Origin of the sequence: Lactobacillus sp. UMNPBX16 (genome assembly GCF_002553775.1) — a bacterium.
Taxonomy (GTDB): domain Bacteria; phylum Bacillota; class Bacilli; order Lactobacillales; family Lactobacillaceae; genus Lactobacillus; species Lactobacillus crispatus.
Genome location: NZ_PCYU01000027.1, coordinates 112,122 through 129,178, shown reverse-complemented (window position 1 = coordinate 129,178; position 17,057 = coordinate 112,122). Strand labels below are relative to the sequence as shown.

Annotated in this window: 18 protein-coding genes; 17 read left to right on the top strand and 1 reads right to left on the bottom strand. The window is 40.4% G+C overall.

What is annotated here, in order from left to right:
• Positions 1 to 33: 33 nt before the first annotated feature.
• Positions 34 to 3,672 (top strand): DNA-directed RNA polymerase subunit beta, encoded by a 3,639-nt coding sequence (locus tag CP367_RS07275; protein WP_098043536.1) that lies wholly within the window; start codon positions 34 to 36, stop codon positions 3,670 to 3,672.
• A 15-nt stretch (positions 3,673 to 3,687) separates the two neighbouring features.
• Complete coding sequence (gene rpoC / locus CP367_RS07270) at positions 3,688 to 7,347, top strand: DNA-directed RNA polymerase subunit beta' (protein WP_089145584.1); 3,660 nt, start codon at positions 3,688 to 3,690, stop codon at positions 7,345 to 7,347.
• Between the two features lie 61 nt (positions 7,348 to 7,408).
• Here the strand turns inward: rpoC and CP367_RS07265 are convergent, their stop codons facing one another.
• Positions 7,409 to 8,092 (bottom strand): A24 family peptidase, encoded by a 684-nt coding sequence (locus CP367_RS07265; RefSeq protein WP_061204424.1) that lies wholly within the window; start codon positions 8,090 to 8,092, stop codon positions 7,409 to 7,411.
• A 181-nt stretch (positions 8,093 to 8,273) separates the two neighbouring features.
• Here CP367_RS07265 and rpsL point away from each other — a divergent pair, with 181 nt between their 5' ends.
• The 15 genes from rpsL (at position 8,274) to rplN (ending at position 17,045) form a co-directional block, all read left to right on the top strand.
• The gene (rpsL, locus tag CP367_RS07260; RefSeq protein WP_013437127.1) at positions 8,274 to 8,681 is read left to right on the top strand and encodes a 30S ribosomal protein S12; all 408 of its coding nucleotides are present in this window, start codon (positions 8,274 to 8,276) and stop codon (positions 8,679 to 8,681) included.
• Positions 8,682 to 8,696: 15 nt separating this feature from the next.
• Positions 8,697 to 9,167, top strand: coding sequence for a 30S ribosomal protein S7 (gene rpsG / locus CP367_RS07255; protein WP_005720329.1), 471 nt, complete (start codon positions 8,697 to 8,699; stop codon positions 9,165 to 9,167).
• Between the two features lie 33 nt (positions 9,168 to 9,200).
• Positions 9,201 to 11,294 (top strand): elongation factor G, encoded by a 2,094-nt coding sequence (gene fusA / locus CP367_RS07250; protein ID WP_098043535.1) that lies wholly within the window; start codon positions 9,201 to 9,203, stop codon positions 11,292 to 11,294.
• A 315-nt stretch (positions 11,295 to 11,609) separates the two neighbouring features.
• A complete protein-coding gene (gene rpsJ / locus CP367_RS07245) occupies positions 11,610 to 11,918 on the top strand; it encodes a 30S ribosomal protein S10 (RefSeq protein WP_003549023.1) in 309 nt (102 codons plus the stop codon).
• Positions 11,919 to 11,941: 23 nt separating this feature from the next.
• Positions 11,942 to 12,580 carry a 50S ribosomal protein L3 gene (rplC, locus tag CP367_RS07240; protein WP_005720335.1) on the top strand — a complete coding sequence of 213 codons (639 nt, stop codon included), beginning with the start codon at positions 11,942 to 11,944 and terminating at the stop codon, positions 12,578 to 12,580.
• Positions 12,581 to 12,594: 14 nt separating this feature from the next.
• Complete coding sequence (gene rplD / locus CP367_RS07235) at positions 12,595 to 13,212, top strand: 50S ribosomal protein L4 (protein ID WP_089147635.1); 618 nt, start codon at positions 12,595 to 12,597, stop codon at positions 13,210 to 13,212.
• Positions 13,212 to 13,517 carry a 50S ribosomal protein L23 gene (gene rplW / locus CP367_RS07230; RefSeq protein ID WP_005720338.1) on the top strand — a complete coding sequence of 102 codons (306 nt, stop codon included), beginning with the start codon at positions 13,212 to 13,214 and terminating at the stop codon, positions 13,515 to 13,517. The genes rplD and rplW overlap by 1 nt, the downstream gene beginning before the upstream one ends.
• A gap of 15 nt (positions 13,518 to 13,532) precedes the next feature.
• The gene (rplB, locus tag CP367_RS07225) at positions 13,533 to 14,369 is read left to right on the top strand and encodes a 50S ribosomal protein L2 (RefSeq protein WP_005721628.1); all 837 of its coding nucleotides are present in this window, start codon (positions 13,533 to 13,535) and stop codon (positions 14,367 to 14,369) included.
• 18 nt (positions 14,370 to 14,387) lie between these two features.
• Positions 14,388 to 14,672: a 30S ribosomal protein S19 gene (gene rpsS / locus CP367_RS07220; RefSeq protein ID WP_005720340.1), complete on the top strand. Its 285-nt coding sequence runs from the start codon at positions 14,388 to 14,390 to the stop codon at positions 14,670 to 14,672.
• 19 nt (positions 14,673 to 14,691) lie between these two features.
• A complete protein-coding gene (rplV, locus tag CP367_RS07215) occupies positions 14,692 to 15,045 on the top strand; it encodes a 50S ribosomal protein L22 (RefSeq protein WP_003625788.1) in 354 nt (117 codons plus the stop codon).
• A gap of 13 nt (positions 15,046 to 15,058) precedes the next feature.
• The gene (rpsC, locus tag CP367_RS07210) at positions 15,059 to 15,733 is read left to right on the top strand and encodes a 30S ribosomal protein S3 (RefSeq protein ID WP_005720341.1); all 675 of its coding nucleotides are present in this window, start codon (positions 15,059 to 15,061) and stop codon (positions 15,731 to 15,733) included.
• Positions 15,733 to 16,173, top strand: a complete 441-nt coding sequence (gene rplP / locus CP367_RS07205; RefSeq protein ID WP_003625792.1) for a 50S ribosomal protein L16 — start codon at positions 15,733 to 15,735, stop codon at positions 16,171 to 16,173. The genes rpsC and rplP overlap by 1 nt, the downstream gene beginning before the upstream one ends.
• Complete coding sequence (gene rpmC / locus CP367_RS07200; RefSeq protein ID WP_003549032.1) at positions 16,163 to 16,360, top strand: 50S ribosomal protein L29; 198 nt, start codon at positions 16,163 to 16,165, stop codon at positions 16,358 to 16,360. Before rplP ends, rpmC begins: the two co-directional genes overlap by 11 nt.
• Before the next feature lie 18 nt (positions 16,361 to 16,378).
• Entirely contained in the window at positions 16,379 to 16,645 is a 267-nt protein-coding gene (rpsQ, locus tag CP367_RS07195; protein ID WP_005721626.1) for a 30S ribosomal protein S17, read from the top strand.
• A 31-nt stretch (positions 16,646 to 16,676) separates the two neighbouring features.
• Positions 16,677 to 17,045 carry a 50S ribosomal protein L14 gene (gene rplN / locus CP367_RS07190; RefSeq protein ID WP_003549034.1) on the top strand — a complete coding sequence of 123 codons (369 nt, stop codon included), beginning with the start codon at positions 16,677 to 16,679 and terminating at the stop codon, positions 17,043 to 17,045.
• The last annotated feature ends 12 nt before the right edge of the window (positions 17,046 to 17,057 follow it).

Genomic DNA, 17,057 nt, shown 5'->3' with positions numbered 1-17,057 from the left:
ATTTGCTTTCTTAGACAGAAAGGATGTTTTTCCTTGTTAAATGGACACGTAGTGAACTACGGTAAACATCGAACTAGACGTAGCTTCTCCCGCATTAAAGAAGTATTGAAGCTGCCTAACTTAACTGATGTTCAAACCGAATCATATAAGTGGTTTCTTGATAAAGGCATTAAAGAAGTCTTTGACGACATTATGCCAATTAGTGATTTCTCAGGTAAGCTTTCATTAGAGTATGTTGGCTATAAATTGCAAAAGCCTAAGTATACCGTTGATGAAGCTCGTAATCATGATGCAACTTATGCTGCACCAATGCACGTTACCTTGAAGCTTACTAACCAAGAAACTGGTGAAATTAAGACTCAAGATGTTTTCTTTGGCGATTTGCCATTAATGACCGAATCAGGTTCATTTATTGTTAACGGTGCTGAAAGAGTTATCGTTTCACAATTGGTAAGATCACCAGGTGTATATTACACTGGCGACTATGACAAGAATGGTCGTCAAATCTTTGGTACTACTGTTATTCCTAACCGTGGTGCTTGGCTTGAATATGAAACCGACGCAAAGAACGTTTCATTTGTTCGTGTAGACCGTACTCGTAAATTGCCTCTTACTGTATTGATTAGAGCAATGGGTATTGGCTCTGACAGTGACATTATTGATATGTTTGGTCAAAGTGATACTTTGCAATTCACTTTGGACAAGGATGTTCATAAGAACCCAGCTGACTCACGTGTAGCTGAAGCCTTAAAGGATATCTATGAAAGACTTCGTCCAGGTGAACCAAAGACTACTGATTCTTCACGTTCACTTTTGTATGCCCGTTTCTTTGATCCACGTCGTTACGATTTAGCACCTGTAGGTCGTTACAAGATCAATAAGAAGCTTTCACTTAAGAACCGTTTATACGGTCAAACTTTAGCTGAAACTTTAGCTGATCCAGATACTGGGGAAATTGTTGTTAAGAAGGGTACTGTAGTTACCCACGAAGTAATGGATAAGTTAGCTCCATACCTTGATCGTGATGACTTTAAGATGGTAACTTACCAACCTTCAAAGGAAGGCGTATTACCAGATCCTATTACAGTTCAAGAAATTAAGGTTTACTCAAAGGTAGACCCTGAACGTGAAGTTAAATTAATGTCAAATGGTCATATTGCTGATAACGTTAAGCATTTGACTCCAGCTGATGTTTTAGCTTCAATCAATTACTTCTTTGCATTGCAAGATGAAATTGGTACTACTGATGATATCGACCACTTGGGTAACCGTCGTATTCGTCGTGTTGGTGAACTTCTTCAAAACCAATTTAGAATTGGTTTGGCACGTATGGAACGTGTTGTTCGTGAAAGAATGTCAATCCAAGATCCTTCAACAGTTACTCCACAACAATTGATCAACATTCGTCCAATTGTTGCAAGTATTAAGGAATTCTTTGGTTCATCACAACTTTCACAGTTTATGGATCAACATAACCCATTAGGTGAATTGACTCATAAACGTCGTATGTCAGCCTTAGGGCCTGGTGGTTTGACCCGTGACCGTGCTGGTTATGAAGTTCGTGACGTTCACTATACTCACTATGGTCGTTTGTGTCCTATCGAAACTCCAGAAGGTCCTAACATTGGGTTGATCAACTCACTTGCTTCATATGCGATTATTAATAAGTATGGTTTTATCGAAACCCCATACCGTCGTGTTTCTTGGAAGGACCACAAGGTTACTGATAAGATCGACTATTTGACTGCTGACGAAGAAGATAATTACATTATCGCTGGTGCCAACACTCCATTGAATGATGATGGTTCATTTAAGGAGAAGTTGATCTTGGCTCGTCAAAAGGAAGATAACGTCGAAGTTTCTCCAGATAAGATTGACTACATGGACGTTATTCCTAAGCAAGTTGTTTCTGTCGCTTCAGCATGTATTCCATTCCTTGAAAACGATGACTCTAACCGTGCTTTGATGGGTGCCAACCAGCAACGTCAGGCTGCACCATTAATTAATCCGCATGGTTCACTTGTTGGTACTGGTATGGAATACCGTGCCGCCCACGATTCAGGTGCTGCTTTAATTGCTAAGGCTGCTGGTGTAGTTGAATACGTTGATGCTAATGAAATCCGTATTAGACGTGAAGATGGTACTTTGGACAAATACACACTTGAAAAGTACCGTCGTTCAAATAACTCTAAGTCATACAACCAAACTCCTAATGTTAAATTAGGTGATCAGGTTGACAAGAGTGATGTAATTGCTAACGGTCCAACTATGGATCATGGCGAACTTGCTTTAGGTCAAAACCCATTGATTGCCTTCATGACTTGGAATATGTACAACTATGAAGATGCCATCATGCTTTCTGAACGATTAGTTAAGGATGATGTTTATACTTCAATCAGTATTGAAGATTATGAATCAGAAGCTCGTGACACTAAGTTAGGTCCAGAAGAAATTACTAGAGAACTTCCTAATATTGGTGAGGATGCTTTGAAGGATCTTGATGCTGATGGTATCGTTCGTGTTGGTGCAGAAGTCCACGATGGCGACATTTTGGTAGGTAAGGTAACTCCTAAGGGTGTAACTGAATTATCTGCTGAAGAAAGATTACTTCACGCTATTTTCGGTGAAAAAGCTCGTGAAGTTCGTGATACTTCACTTCGTGTACCACACGGTGGTGGCGGTATTGTTCAAGACGTTAAGGTTTATACTCGTGAAGCCGGCGATGAACTTTCACCAGGTGTTAACACAATGGTTCGTGTTTACATCGCTCAAAAGAGAAAGATTCAAGTTGGGGACAAGATGTCTGGTCGTCACGGTAACAAGGGTACTGTTGCTGCAGTTGTTCCAGAAGAAGACATGCCATACTTACCAGATGGTACTCCAGTAGATATTTGTTTAAACCCAATGGGTGTTCCATCACGTATGAACATCGGACAGCTTCTTGAATTGCACTTAGGTGCAGCTGCTCGTCAATTGGGCATTCACGTTGCAACACCAGTATTTGATGGTGCTGACGAAAATGACGTTTGGGACACAGTTCGTCAAGCAGGTGTTGATAAAGATGGTAAGACCGTTGTTTATGATGGTCGTACCGGTGAACCATTCCACAACCGTGTATCTGTAGGTGTTATGCACTACTTGAAGTTGACCCACATGGTTGACGACAAGATCCACGCACGTTCAATTGGGCCTTACTCATTGGTTACTCAACAACCACTTGGTGGTAAAGCACAATTTGGTGGTCAGCGTTTTGGTGAAATGGAAGTTTGGGCCCTTGAAGCTTATGGTGCTGCTTACACATTGCAAGAGATTTTGACTTATAAGTCAGATGACGTTGTTGGTCGTGTAAAGGCATATGAAGCTATTGTTAAGGGTGAAAAGATTCCTAAGCCAGGTGTTCCAGAATCATTCCGTGTTCTTGTTAAGGAACTTCAATCATTAGGTTTGGATATCCGTGTTCTTGATATGAACCATAATGAAATTGAACTTCGTGATATGGATGAAGACTCAAGTGAACACTTGAACATCGATACTTTGTCACGGATGGCAGAAGAGCAAGAAAAGAAGAAGTTAGCCGAAGAAACTGGAAAATCAGAAGATAAAGACAGTAAAGAAAATGCAGATAAGCCGGTAGCTCCTGCAGATGAGTCTGACGATAAAGTTTCTAAATAGTAGGAGGTTAAACTTTTGATCGACGTAAATAAGTTTGAAAGTATGCAAATTGGTCTTGCATCACCTAACAAGATCAGAAGCTGGTCATATGGTGAAGTTAAAAAGCCAGAGACCATCAACTACCGTACTTTAAAGCCTGAAAAAGATGGCTTATTTGATGAGAGAATTTTTGGACCAACAAAAGATTGGTCATGTGCTTGTGGTAAGTACAAGGGCGTTAGATACCGTGGTATCGTTTGTGACCGTTGTGGTGTTGAAGTTACTTCTTCAAAGGTAAGAAGAGAACGTATGGGTCATATTGAATTGGCTGCACCTGTAACTCACATTTGGTACTTTAAGGGTATCCCATCAAGAATGGGATTAGTTTTGGACATTTCTCCAAGATTACTTGAAGAAGTTATTTACTTTGCTGCATACATTGTAATTGATCCAGGTGATACTGACCTTGAACCTAAGCAATTATTAACTGAAGCTGAATACCGTGAACAAAAAGCTAAGTACGGTAACCGTTTTGAAGCTAAGATGGGTGCTGAAGCTGTTCGCGATTTGCTTAAGAAAGTTGACCTTGATAAAGAAGTTAAGGATTTGAAGAAAGAACTTCAAACTGCCACTGGTCAAAAACGTACGCGTGCAATTAGACGGTTAGATATCTTGGATGCCTTCAAGAATTCAGGTAACAAGCCTGAATGGATGGTAATGGATGCCGTTCCAGTAATTCCACCAGATCTTCGTCCAATGGTTCAACTTGAAGGTGGCCGTTTTGCAACTTCAGATTTGAACGATTTGTACAGACGTGTAATCAACCGTAACAACCGTTTGAAGAGATTGCTTGATTTGAACGCACCTAATATTATTGTTCAAAACGAAAAGCGTATGCTTCAAGAAGCTGTTGATGCTTTAATTGATAACGGTCGTCGTGGTCGTCCAGTTGTTGGACCAGGTAACCGTCCATTGAAGTCACTTTCACATATGCTTAAGGGTAAGCAAGGACGTTTCCGTCAAAACTTGCTTGGTAAGCGTGTTGACTACTCTGGTCGTTCAGTTATCGATGTTTCACCAAAATTGAAGTTCTATCAATGTGGTGTGCCACGTCCAATGGCTTTGGAATTGTTCAAGCCATTTGTAATGCATGAATTAGTTAAACGTGGAATTGCATCAAACATCAAGAATGCTAAGCGTAAGATTGACCGTGAAGATGACGATATCTGGGATGTACTTGAAGATGTGATTAAGGAACGTCCAGTTCTTTTAAACCGTGCACCTACTCTTCACCGTTTGAGTATTCAAGCCTTTGAGCCAATCTTGGTACCAGGTAAGTCAATTAGACTTCACCCATTAGCTTGTGAAGCCTACAATGCCGACTTCGATGGTGACCAGATGGCTATTCACGTACCACTTTCTGATGAAGCTGTTGCTGAATCAAGATTGTTAATGTTGGCTGCTCACCACATTTTGGCTCCTAAGGATGGTAAGCCAATTGTTACTCCATCGCAGGATATCGTTTTGGGTAACTACTGGTTAACTCAGGCCGAACGTGGTCGTGAAGGTGAAGGTATGATCTTCAGCTCACCAGCAGAAGCTGCTGTAGCTTACGAAAATGGCGATATTCACTACCATACCATTATTGGTATGTCTGCAGATGCTATGCCTAAAAAGCCATGGCCTAAGGGACATGAACACGGCATCTTTATTACCACTTATGGTAAGATTGTCTTCAATCAATTGTTCCCAGATGATTACTTCTATATCAATGAACCAACTGAAGAGAACTTGAACAATCCGTTGGATGCTAAGTACTTCTTAGGTGAAGGCGAAGAGATTGATAAGAAGATCGATGAAGTAGGCGATGATTTAATCGCTAGTCCATTTAAGGGAAGCTTCTTGTCAGATTCTATTGCTACTATTTACAAGTATTACAAGGTTCAAAGAACTTCAGAATACTTGGATGATTTGAAGAAGTTAGGCTACACTAGCTCAACTACTTCAGGTATTACTATTGGTATGACTGACGTTCCAGAAATCCAAGATAAGGATGAAAAGGTAGCCAAGGCACGTAAACAAGTTGATGTTGTTTCTAAGCAATTTAGACGTGGTTTGATTACTGAACAAGAACGTCACGACCGAGTAATTAGTATTTGGAATGCATGTAAGGACAAGATCCAAAACGAAATTGCACAAATTCACGCACCTCGTAATCCAATTTCAATCATGGCAGACTCAGGTGCCCGTGGTAACATTTCTAACTTTACTCAGTTAGCCGGTATGCGTGGTTTGATGGCCACTCCTAACGGTGGTTTGTTCGAAATTCCTGTTACTTCAAACTTTAAGGAAGGTTTGTCAGTATTGGAATTGTTCATGTCCACTCACGGTGCTCGTAAGGGTATGACTGATACTGCATTAAAGACTGCTCAGTCAGGTTACTTGACTCGTCGTTTGGTTGATGTTGCTCAGGACGTTATTATTCGTGATGACGATTGTGGTACTGATCGTGGTATTACAGTTAGTGCCATCATGGAAGGTGACGAAATGATCGAACCACTATTTGACCGTTTGGTTGGTCGTTTCACTGCTGAGACTGTTAAAGATCCTGAAACTGGCGAAACTATTGTCGGCAGAGATGTCATGATGGATGAAAACATGGCACACAAGATTTGTGATGCAGGTGTAACTCACGTTAAGATTCGTTCAATTCTTACCTGTGATACTCCTCACGGCGTATGTCGCAAGTGTTACGGTATGAACCTTGCTACTGGTGAAGAAGTTGAAGTTGGTGAAGCAGTTGGTACTGTTGCTGCTCAATCAATTGGTGAACCAGGTACTCAGCTTACTTTGAGAACTTTCCACAACGGTGGTGTTGCCGGTGCTGAAGATATCACTCAAGGTTTGCCTCGTGTGCAAGAATTGTTTGAAGCACGTAACCCTAAGGGTCGTGCAACCATTTCTGAAGTTGATGGTGTAATTGATTCAATTCAAGAAAACCCAGCAGAACATACTCGTGAAATTACTGTTAAGGGTAAGATTGATACTAGAAGCTACAGTGTTCCTTATACAGCTTCAGTTGCTGTTAGCGAAGGTGACTACGTTCATCGTGGTGACAAGTTAACTCTTGGTTCTGTTGATCCTAAGGAATTGATTCAAGTTACTGATACATTAACTACTGAAAAGTACATCTTAGCTGAAGTTCAAAAGGCTTATAGAATGCAGGGTGTAGACATTGCCGACAAGCACGTTGAAGTGTTAACTCGTCAAATGCTGCAAAAGGTTCGTGTCCTTGATCCAGGTGAAACTGACATCTTGCCAGGTGAAGTTATGGATATTGTTCAATTTAGAGACCGCAACAAGGAAGTTATTATTTCTGGTGGTATTCCAGCAACTGCTCAAAGCGTTATCTTGGGTATTACTAAGGCTGCTTTGGAAACTAACAGTTTCTTGTCAGCTGCTTCATTCCAGGAAACCACACGTGTTCTTACTGATGCATCTATTAGAGGTAAGAATGATCCACTTCTTGGACTTAAGGAAAACGTTATTATCGGTAAAATTATTCCAGCTGGTACTGGTATGCCTGTATACCGCAGCATGGAACCTGAAGCTGACGTTAAGAAGCCAGATTCAGTATACTCAATTGCTGATATTGAAAAGCAAATGAAAGAAAAGGATAAAGCTAAGCAAGACTAAGCTTTATTGAAAATAAATAAGCATTTCCAATCTTTTAAGAGCGGGAATGCTTATTTTTTGTCTAAAAAATTAATTGGGTTAGTACTAATCCTAGGAAAATATATGGAATAAATGGATAGCGATGGTTAATAGGAGTTTTTTCAATAAGAAAAATTGCAATTACCAAGATTGAAGCAAATAGAAAAACTAAATTGGCAAATGATGGGGTGAAGTAGCAAGCGATAATTAAGTAAATTAATAAATCGCCTAGCCCCATTTTTCTTTGCATTATGCTATAGCTAAAAATTCCTAGCAATAATGTAAAAGAGATCCAGTCGATTAATGTAAAAGCTGCAAATTGGTTGAATAAAATCGCAACGCTAATGGCTGGAATTAGTAGGAGAAGATCAAATTCTTGCTTTTGATAATCAAAGATTGCAACGACTAAAAGCGAAAAAAGCAAAATAGCGGTAATAATGTCCTGTGTCTTACTAAAATCGAGTAAACAAAAGGCAAAGCCGCCAATTAATTCAAATAAAAATAATTCAACTGGAATTTGTTGATAACAATAACGACATTTTCCTTGAAGAAAAAGATAAGATAATAATGGAATTTCATCCAAAATTGATAATTCAAGGTGACAGTTGTTGCACTGAGAACGTGAGTAAATAAAATTTTTATCATTCCAGTGCTCGTAAACTACTGCTGCGTGAGAAGCCAAGCAACTTCCAATTATAAAGTTAGTAAAAATAAATAAGTATTTCAAAAAAACACCTCCACTATTTATTACGCAAAAATAGCCGATTTTTCTTTTTTTATTTTGAAAAAGTTTGCTTTCTGCTTAAAACCGAGTACAATAGTCTTTGTATGTTTTGAACAGTCTATTCGTGAGTAAAAAAGAAACTCCCGGATGTGTGAACAAAATAGTATTTTAGGAGGAAAAATTAATGCCAACCATTAATCAATTGGTAAGAAAAGGCCGTCATTCAAAGGTCACTAAGTCAAAGTCACCTGCTTTGAATTACAGCTACAACAGTATGAAGAAGGAATCAGTATTCAACCCAGCTCCACAAATGCGTGGTGTTGCAACTCGTGTTGGTACTATGACTCCAAAGAAGCCTAACTCAGCTTTACGTAAGTACGCTCGTGTTCGTCTTTCAAACTTGATCGAAGTTACTGCTTACATTCCAGGTGAAGGCCACAACTTGCAAGAACACTCAGTTGTATTAATCCGTGGTGGTCGTGTAAAGGACCTTCCTGGTGTACGTTACCACATCGTTCGTGGTGCCCTTGATACTGCTGGTGTTGATGGCAGAAAGCAAAGCCGTTCTAAGTACGGTGCTAAGAAAGATTAAAGGAGGAGTTAAATAATGCCTAGAAAAGGTCACGTAACTAAGAGAGACGTTTTAGCAGATCCAGTTTACAACTCAAAGCTTGTTACTAAGTTGATCAACCACTTAATGGTCGATGGTAAGAGAGCTAAGGCATCTTCAATCCTTTACGATGCTTTCAACATTGTTCAAGACAAGACTGGTAAGGAACCACTTGATGTATTTGAAGAAGCTATGAACAACGTTATGCCAGTTTTGGAAGTTAGAGCTCGTCGTATCGGTGGTTCAAACTACCAAATCCCAGTTGAAGTACGTCCTGAAAGAAGAACTACTTTAGGTTTAAGATGGCTTGTTTCATACGCTCGTTTACGTAACGAACACACTATGGATGAACGTTTAGCTAACGAAATTATCGATGCTTCAAACAACACTGGTTCAGCAGTTAAGAAGCGTGAAGATGTTCACCGTATGGCTGAAGCTAACCGTGCATTTGCACACTACCGCTTCTAATTTGTTCGTTTTAATTTAAGGAGAGAATAATTTATGGCTAACAAGCGTGAATTTCCATTAGCAAAGACACGTAACATTGGTATTATGGCCCACATCGATGCGGGTAAGACTACTACTACTGAACGTATCCTTTACTACACTGGTAAGATCCACAAAATTGGTGAAACTCACGAAGGTGATTCACAAATGGACTGGATGGATGAAGAAAAGGAACGTGGTATCACCATTACTTCTGCAGCTACTACTGCACAATGGAAAGACCACAGAATTAACATCATCGACACCCCAGGACACGTTGACTTCACTATCGAAGTAGAACGTTCACTTCGTGTTCTTGATGGTGCCGTAACTGTTCTTGATGCCCAAGCTGGTGTTGAACCACAAACTGAAAACGTATGGCGTCAAGCTGAAACTTACGGTGTTCCTCGTATTGTTTTCGTTAACAAGATGGATAAGATCGGTGCTGACTTCGATAAGTCAGTTAAGTCATTGCACGAACGTTTAAACGCTAATGCCCATGCTGTTCAAATGCCAATTGGTTCAGCTGACACTTTTGAAGGTGTTATCGACTTAATCAACATGGTTGCCGACATCTACGACGAAGACAAGCTTGGTTCTAAGTGGGATACTGTTCCAGTTCCTGACGAATACAAGGAAGAAGCTGAAGCACGTCGTAACGACTTAATTGAAGCCGTAGCCGATGTTGATGACGGCATCATGGAAAAATTCCTTGGCGGTGAAGAAATTTCTAACGATGAATTAAAGGCAGCTATCCGTAAAGCTACTTTGAACTTGGAATTCTTCCCAGTATATGCTGGTTCAGCATTCAAGAACAAGGGTGTTCAAATGATGCTTGACGGTGTTATTGACTACTTGCCATCACCACTTGACGTTAAGCCTTACGTTGCTCACAATCCTAAGACTGGTGATGAAGTTGAACTTATGGCTGACGATAAGAAGCCATTTGCAGCTCTTGCATTCAAGATCGCTACTGACCCATTCGTAGGTCGTTTGACTTTCATCCGTGTTTACACCGGTTCTCTTGAATCAGGTTCATACGTATTGAACGCTTCAAAGAACAGTCGTGAACGTGTAGGTCGTTTGCTTCAAATGCACGCTAACTCAAGAACTGAAATTCCAGAAGTATTCTCAGGTGATATCGCTGGTGCCATCGGTTTGAAGAACACCACTACTGGTGACTCATTAACTGACCCAGATCACCCACTTATTTTGGAAAGCTTGAAAGTTCCAGATCCAGTTATCCAAGTATCAGTTGAACCTAAGTCAAAGGCTGACCGTGATAAGATGGACGTTGCTTTGCAAAAGCTTACTGAAGAAGACCCAACTTTCCGTGCTGAAACTAACCCAGAAACTGGTCAAACCTTGATTTCAGGTATGGGTGAACTTCACCTTGACATCATGGTTGAACGTATGAGACGTGAATTTAACGTTGATGCTAAGATTGGTGAACCACAAGTTGCTTACCGTGAAACCTTCACCAAGGAAGCTAAAGCACAAGGTAAGTTTGTTCGTCAATCAGGTGGTAAGGGTCAATACGGTGACGTTTGGATTGACTTTACTCCTAACGAAGAAGGTAAGGGTTACGAATTCGAAGATGCCATCGTTGGTGGTGTTGTTCCTCGTGAATTCATTCCTTCAGTTGACCAAGGTTTACAAGAGGCTATGAAGAATGGTGTTCTTGCAGGTTACCCATTGATCGACGTTAAGGCTAAGCTTTACGATGGTAGTTACCACGAAGTCGACTCATCAGAAGCTGCCTTCAAGGTTGCTGCTTCACTTGCTTTGAAGAACGCTGCTTCAAAGGCCGGCGCGGTTATCTTGGAACCAATTATGAAGGTTCAAGTAACTACTCCAGAAGAATACTTAGGTGACGTTATGGGTTCAATCACTGCTCGTCGTGGTACCATGGAAGGTATGGAAGACAGAGCCGGTGCTAAGATCATTAACTCATTTGTTCCACTTTCAGAAATGTTTGGTTACGCAACTACTTTGCGTTCATCAACTCAAGGTCGTGGTACATTTACTATGGTATTTGATCACTACTCACCAACACCTAAATCAATTCAAGCTGACATCATTAAGAAGCGCGGCGGAGATGCTGAATAGCTTCCGTTAAGAACTGATTAATGCAGTTAACTTAATTGAAAACAATTTCATATAAAAAAGAGTTATCATTTTTATTTTGATAACTCTTTTTTTGTAAATAAATTTAAGAAAAAAGTCGTAAACCCTTGATATTTAAGGAGGGACAAAGTACAATAGTCTTTGTGCTTATGGGACAGTGTGCCCTTAAGTGTGAAAATCGTTGTAAAGCGTTGACGCAAAAGGTTGCGGCACGCCAGGCTGCATTGCCACAGTGGCGTGCGGGGAATTTTTGCCGAGCGAGTCATCTTTTAAAGAAGACGTTAAGGAGGTAATTTAATGGCAAGTCAAACAATTCGTATTAGACTTAAGTCTTACGAACATGGTATTCTCGATGAATCAGCTGCTAAGATCGTAGCTACTGCAAAGAGAACTGGTGCTGAAATTTCAGGTCCAGTTCCTCTTCCAACAGAAAGAACTTTATTCACAGTTCTTCGTTCACCACACAAGAACAAGGACTCACGTGAACAATTCGAAATGCGCACTCACAAGCGTTTAATCGATATTTTGAATCCAACACCAAAGACTGTTGATTCATTAATGAAGCTTGATCTTCCAAGCGGTGTAGACATCGAAATTAAACTGTAATTTAAATAGAAAGAGGTGTAAACATGACCAAAGGAATCTTAGGAAGAAAAGTTGGTATGACTCAAATCTTTACTAAAGATGGTGTCCTTGTTCCTGTAACTGTTGTTGAAGCAACTCCTAACGTTGTTATGCAAGTTAAAACTGTTGAATCAGACGGTTACGAAGCAGTTCAATTAGGTTACCAAGACAAGCGTGAAGTTTTGAGCAACAAACCAGAAAAAGGTCATGCTGATAAAGCAAAGACTTCGCCTAAGCGCTTCATTCGGGAAATCCGCGGTGTTGAGCTTAAGGACTATGAAGTTGGCTCAGAAGTTACTGTGGATACATTTAAGGAAGGTGACGTTGTAAACGTTACTGGTACTTCAAGAGGTCATGGATACCAAGGTAACATCAAGCGTTGGGGCCAATCAAGAGGACCAGAAACTCACGGTTCAAGATACCACAGAATTCCTGGTTCAATGGGTTCCATCATTAACCGTGTACCAAAGGGCAAGCGTTTGCCAGGTCACATGGGTGTGAAGAAAGTTACCATTGAAAACTTAGTAATTGAAAAAGTTGTTGCAGACAAGAACGTATTGATGATTAAGGGTAACGTCCCAGGTGCTAAGAACTCATTAATCGTTGTTAAAACTGCTTCTAAAGCTGTAAAGGCTGATAAATAGGAAGGAGGACTAGAATGGCTAATTTAAAAGTTATGGATCAAAACGGTAAAGACTCTGGTGAAGTTACTTTAAACGATAAGGTTTTTGGTATTGAACCAAATGAAAGTGTCGTTTTTGAAGCAATTATTAGACAAAGAGCCGGCAAGCGTCAAGGTACCTCAAAGGTTAAGAATAGATCTGCTGTTCGCGGCGGTGGTAAGAAGCCTTGGAGACAAAAGGGTACTGGTCGTGCTCGTCAAGGTTCTATCAGATCTCCACAATGGCGTGGTGGTGGTACAGTATTTGGCCCAACACCTCGTTCATACGCATACACGATGCCAAGAAAGCAACGTCGTTTGGCTATTAAGTCAGTTCTTTCCCAAAAGATGATTGATAAGGATTTGATCGTTTTAGATAAGTTGACTATGTCAGCACCTAAGACTAAAGATTTAGTATCAATGTTAAACAGCTTAAATGTTGATGGTAAGGTTTTAATTGTTTCAGATGATAACAATGTACAACTTTCCGCAAGAAACTTAGCTAAGGTTAAGGCTGTTCCAGCTAATGGCTTAAACGTTGAAGATGCTGTTAACTATGGCAAGTTGATCTTAGATCAAGATGCTGTTAAGAAGATCGAGGAGGTTTTGGCTTAATGGACGCACGCGATATCATTTTAAGACCTGTCATTACTGAAAAGTCCACGAACTTAATGGATGATAAGAAGTACACATTCGACGTGCTTTTAACTGCAACCAAGACACAAGTTCGCAATGCTGTTGAAGAAATCTTCGATGTTAAAGTTAAGAACGTAAACATTATGAACGTTCGCGGCAAGGACAAGCGAGTAGGTCGTTACACTGGTAAGACCGCTCGTCGTAGAAAGGCTATCGTTACTTTAACTAACGATTCAAACGACATCAAGATTTTCCAAGACGATAACACAGAAGACAACAAGTAATAGGAGGTCAGTCAATTGGCTATTAAGATTTACAAGCCAACCACGAATGGTCGTCGTCATATGACTTCTTCCGACTTTGCTGAGATCACTAAGACAAAGCCTGAAAAGACTTTGCTTGAATCTCAATCACATACTGCAGGTCGTAACTCATATGGTCATATCACTGTAAGACACCGTGGTGGTGGTCACAAACAAAAATACCGTATCATCGACTTTAAGCGTAACAAGGACAACGCAAAGGCAGTTGTAAAGGCTATCGAATACGATCCAAACAGAACTGCTAACATTGCTTTGCTTCACTACACTGATGGTATCAAAGCTTACATCTTAGCTCCTAAGGGCTTAAAAGTTGGCGATGTAGTTGAATCAGGTGATTCAGTTGACATTAAGCCAGGTAACGCTTTGGAATTAAAGAATATCCCAACTGGTACTTCAATTCACAATATCGAATTAAAGCCAGGCAAGGGTGGCCAACTCGTAAGAAGTGCTGGTGCTTCAGCTCAAGTTTTAGGTGCTGATGGTGATTACACTTTAGTAAGATTACAAAGTGGTGAAGTTCGTAAGATTTTGTCATCATGCCGTGCAACTATCGGTACTGTTGGTAATGAACAACACTCATTGATTCAATTAGGTAAAGCTGGTCGTAAGCGTTGGTTGGGCAAGCGTCCACAATCACGTGGTTCTGTAATGAACCCTAACGATCACCCACATGGTGGTGGTGAAGGTAAGGCTCCAGTTGGTCGTCCTCAACCTATGACTCCATGGGGTAAGAAGGCACGTGGTATTAAGACTAGAGATACCAAGAAGGCCAGCGAGAAGTTAATCATTCGTCACCGTAAAGGTAGCAAGTAGTAGAAGGAGGGTTAATTAATGAGCCGTAGTATTAAAAAAGGTCCTTTTGCTGATGCATCATTGTTAAAGAAGGTTGATGCACAAGCAGATGCAGATAAGAAGCAAGTTATTAAGACTTGGTCACGTCGTTCAACTATTTTCCCTTCCTTTGTAGGTTTGACTATAGCTGTTTACGATGGTAGAAAACATGTCCCAGTATATGTAACTGAAGACATGGTTGGTCATAAGTTAGGTGAATTTGTTCCAACAAGAACTTTCCACGGACACAAATCCACTGATGATAAAGCCACAACACAAGCTTAGAGGAAGGAGAAACATCTAAATGGCAGAACAAATTAGTTCAGCTAAGGCTGAAGCAAGAACTGTTCGCATCGCTCCAAGAAAAGCTCGTTTAGTCGTTGACTTAATTCGTGGCAAGAGCGTTGCTGAAGCATTAGCAATCTTGGAATTTACGCCTAGAGCTGCTTCCCCAATCGTTGAAAAAGTTTTGCGTTCAGCTATTGCTAACGCAGAACATAACTACGATCTTGAAAGTGCAAACCTTTACGTATCAGAAGCTTATGTAAATGAAGGTGCAACTTTGAAGAGATTCCGCCCACGTGCTAAGGGTATGGCTTCTCCAATTAACAAGAGAACCAGTCACGTAGTTGTAGTAGTTTCAGAAAAGAACGATTAAGGGAGGTATATTAATGGGTCAAAAGATTAACCCAAACGGTTTTCGTCTCGGTGTTATCCGTGATTGGGAATCAAAATGGTATGCTGACAAGGGATACAAAGAAACTTTAAATGAAGACCTTCAAATCAGAAAATTTATTTCAGAAAAGTTGAAGGATGCCTCAGTATCTACTGTTGAAATTGAACGTGCAGCTAACAGAATCAACATTTCAATTCATACTGCTAAGCCAGGTATGGTAATTGGTAAAGGTGGTTCTGAAGTTGAAGCTTTGAGAAAACAATTAAATGCTTTAACTGGTAAGCAAGTTCACATTAATATTGTTGAAATTAAGAAACCAGATCTTGATGCTAAGTTAGTAGCAGATAGTATTGCTCGTCAACTTGAAGCTCGTATTGCTTTCAGACGTGCTATGCGTCAAGCTACTCAAAGAGCTATGCGTGCTGGTGCCAAGGGTATTAAGGTTCAAACTTCAGGTCGTTTGAACGGTGCCGATATGGCAAGAAGAGAATGGCACACAGAAGGTCGTGTTCCATTACAAACTTTGAGAGCTGATATTGATTACGCTTGGGTAAATGCCTTCACTACTTATGGTGAAATTGGTGTTCAAGTTTGGATCAACCGTGGCGAAATCTTACCTACTCGTAAGAATAAGCCAGCTTCAAAGCCAGCGAAGGGAGGAAATAGATAATGCCTTTAGTACCAAAGCGAGTAAAACACCGTCGTGAATTCCGTGGTAAGATGCGTGGTGCTGCTAAGGGTGGTAAATATATTGCCTTTGGTGAATATGGTCTTGAAGCCCTCGAATCACATTGGATTACTAACCGTCAAATCGAAGCAGCTCGTGTTGCTATGACTCGTTACATGAAACGTGGCGGTAAGGTTTGGATCAGAATTTTCCCTCAAAAGTCATACACTGCTAAAGGTGTTGGTGTACGTATGGGTTCAGGTAAAGGTGCACCAGCAGGTTGGGTAGCTGTAGTTAAGAGAGAAAAGATTATGTTCGAAATTGGTGGTGTTGATGAAGCAACTGCTCGTGAAGCTTTACGTCTTGCTTCAACTAAGTTACCAATTAAGACTAAGTTTGTAACTAGAAGTTCGGAAGTAGGTGGCGAATCTAATGAAGGCTAAAGATATCAGAGCATTAACCACTGATGAAATGTTAGAAAAAGAAAAGCAATACAAAGAAGAACTCTTCAATTTGCGTTTCCAACAAGCAACGGGTCAATTAGAAAATACCGCTCGCTTGAGCAAAGTCCGCAAGAATATCGCCAGAATCAAGACTATTCTGAGCGAAAAAGCGTTAGAAAACAATTAATGGAAGGGAGCTATTAACTTGAGCGAAACAAACGAAAGAAATCGTCGTCACGTATACCAAGGTCGTGTAGTTTCTGATAAGATGGACAAGACTATCGTTGTAGTTGTTGACACTTACAAGAACCACCCTGTTTACAACAAGCGTATTAGATATTCAAAGAAGTACTACGCACAAGACGAAAATAACGAAGCTAAAGTTGGCGATACTGTACGTATCATGGAAACCCGTCCATTATCTCGTAAGAAGCGCTTCCGTTTAGTAAAGATTGTTAAGAAATCTGTTTAATTTGCGGATTTAGTGAGGGGAGGATTACACAGTGATTCAAAACGAATCCCGTTTAAAGGTTGCTGATAACTCTGGTGCCAGAGAACTTTTAGTTATTAGAGTCTTAGGTGGTTCAAAGCGTAAGACCGGTAACATTGGTGACATCGTAGTATGTACTGTTAAACAAGCAACACCAGGTGGCGTTGTCAAAAAAGGCGACGTTGTAAAAGCTGTTATTGTTAGAACTAAATCAGGTGCACGTCGTGAAGATGGTTCATACATCAAGTTCGACGAAAATGCTGGCGTAATTATCAACGCAGACAAGAGCCCACGTGGTACTCGTATCTTTGGGCCAGTTGCACGTGAGTTACGTGAGAACGACTTTATGAAGATCGTCTCTCTTGCTCCTGAAGTCTTATAATTGATAGTGAGG

Excerpts from the sequence above, each read along its gene's own strand:
- rplD (WP_089147635.1), top strand. The coding sequence starts at position 12,595 with ATGGCTAATTTAAAAGTTATGGATCAAAACGGTAAAGACTCTGGTGAA.
- rpmC (WP_003549032.1), top strand. The coding sequence starts at position 16,163 with ATGAAGGCTAAAGATATCAGAGCATTAACCACTGATGAAATGTTAGAA.
- rplC (WP_005720335.1), top strand. The coding sequence starts at position 11,942 with ATGACCAAAGGAATCTTAGGAAGAAAAGTTGGTATGACTCAAATCTTT.
- rplP (WP_003625792.1), top strand. The coding sequence starts at position 15,733 with ATGCCTTTAGTACCAAAGCGAGTAAAACACCGTCGTGAATTCCGTGGT.
- rpsJ (WP_003549023.1), top strand. The coding sequence starts at position 11,610 with ATGGCAAGTCAAACAATTCGTATTAGACTTAAGTCTTACGAACATGGT.
- fusA (WP_098043535.1), top strand. The coding sequence starts at position 9,201 with ATGGCTAACAAGCGTGAATTTCCATTAGCAAAGACACGTAACATTGGT.
- rplV (WP_003625788.1), top strand. The coding sequence starts at position 14,692 with ATGGCAGAACAAATTAGTTCAGCTAAGGCTGAAGCAAGAACTGTTCGC.
- rpsS (WP_005720340.1), top strand. The coding sequence starts at position 14,388 with ATGAGCCGTAGTATTAAAAAAGGTCCTTTTGCTGATGCATCATTGTTA.
- rpsG (WP_005720329.1), top strand. The coding sequence starts at position 8,697 with ATGCCTAGAAAAGGTCACGTAACTAAGAGAGACGTTTTAGCAGATCCA.
- rplW (WP_005720338.1), top strand. The coding sequence starts at position 13,212 with ATGGACGCACGCGATATCATTTTAAGACCTGTCATTACTGAAAAGTCC.
- rpsL (WP_013437127.1), top strand. The coding sequence starts at position 8,274 with ATGCCAACCATTAATCAATTGGTAAGAAAAGGCCGTCATTCAAAGGTC.
- rpsC (WP_005720341.1), top strand. The coding sequence starts at position 15,059 with ATGGGTCAAAAGATTAACCCAAACGGTTTTCGTCTCGGTGTTATCCGT.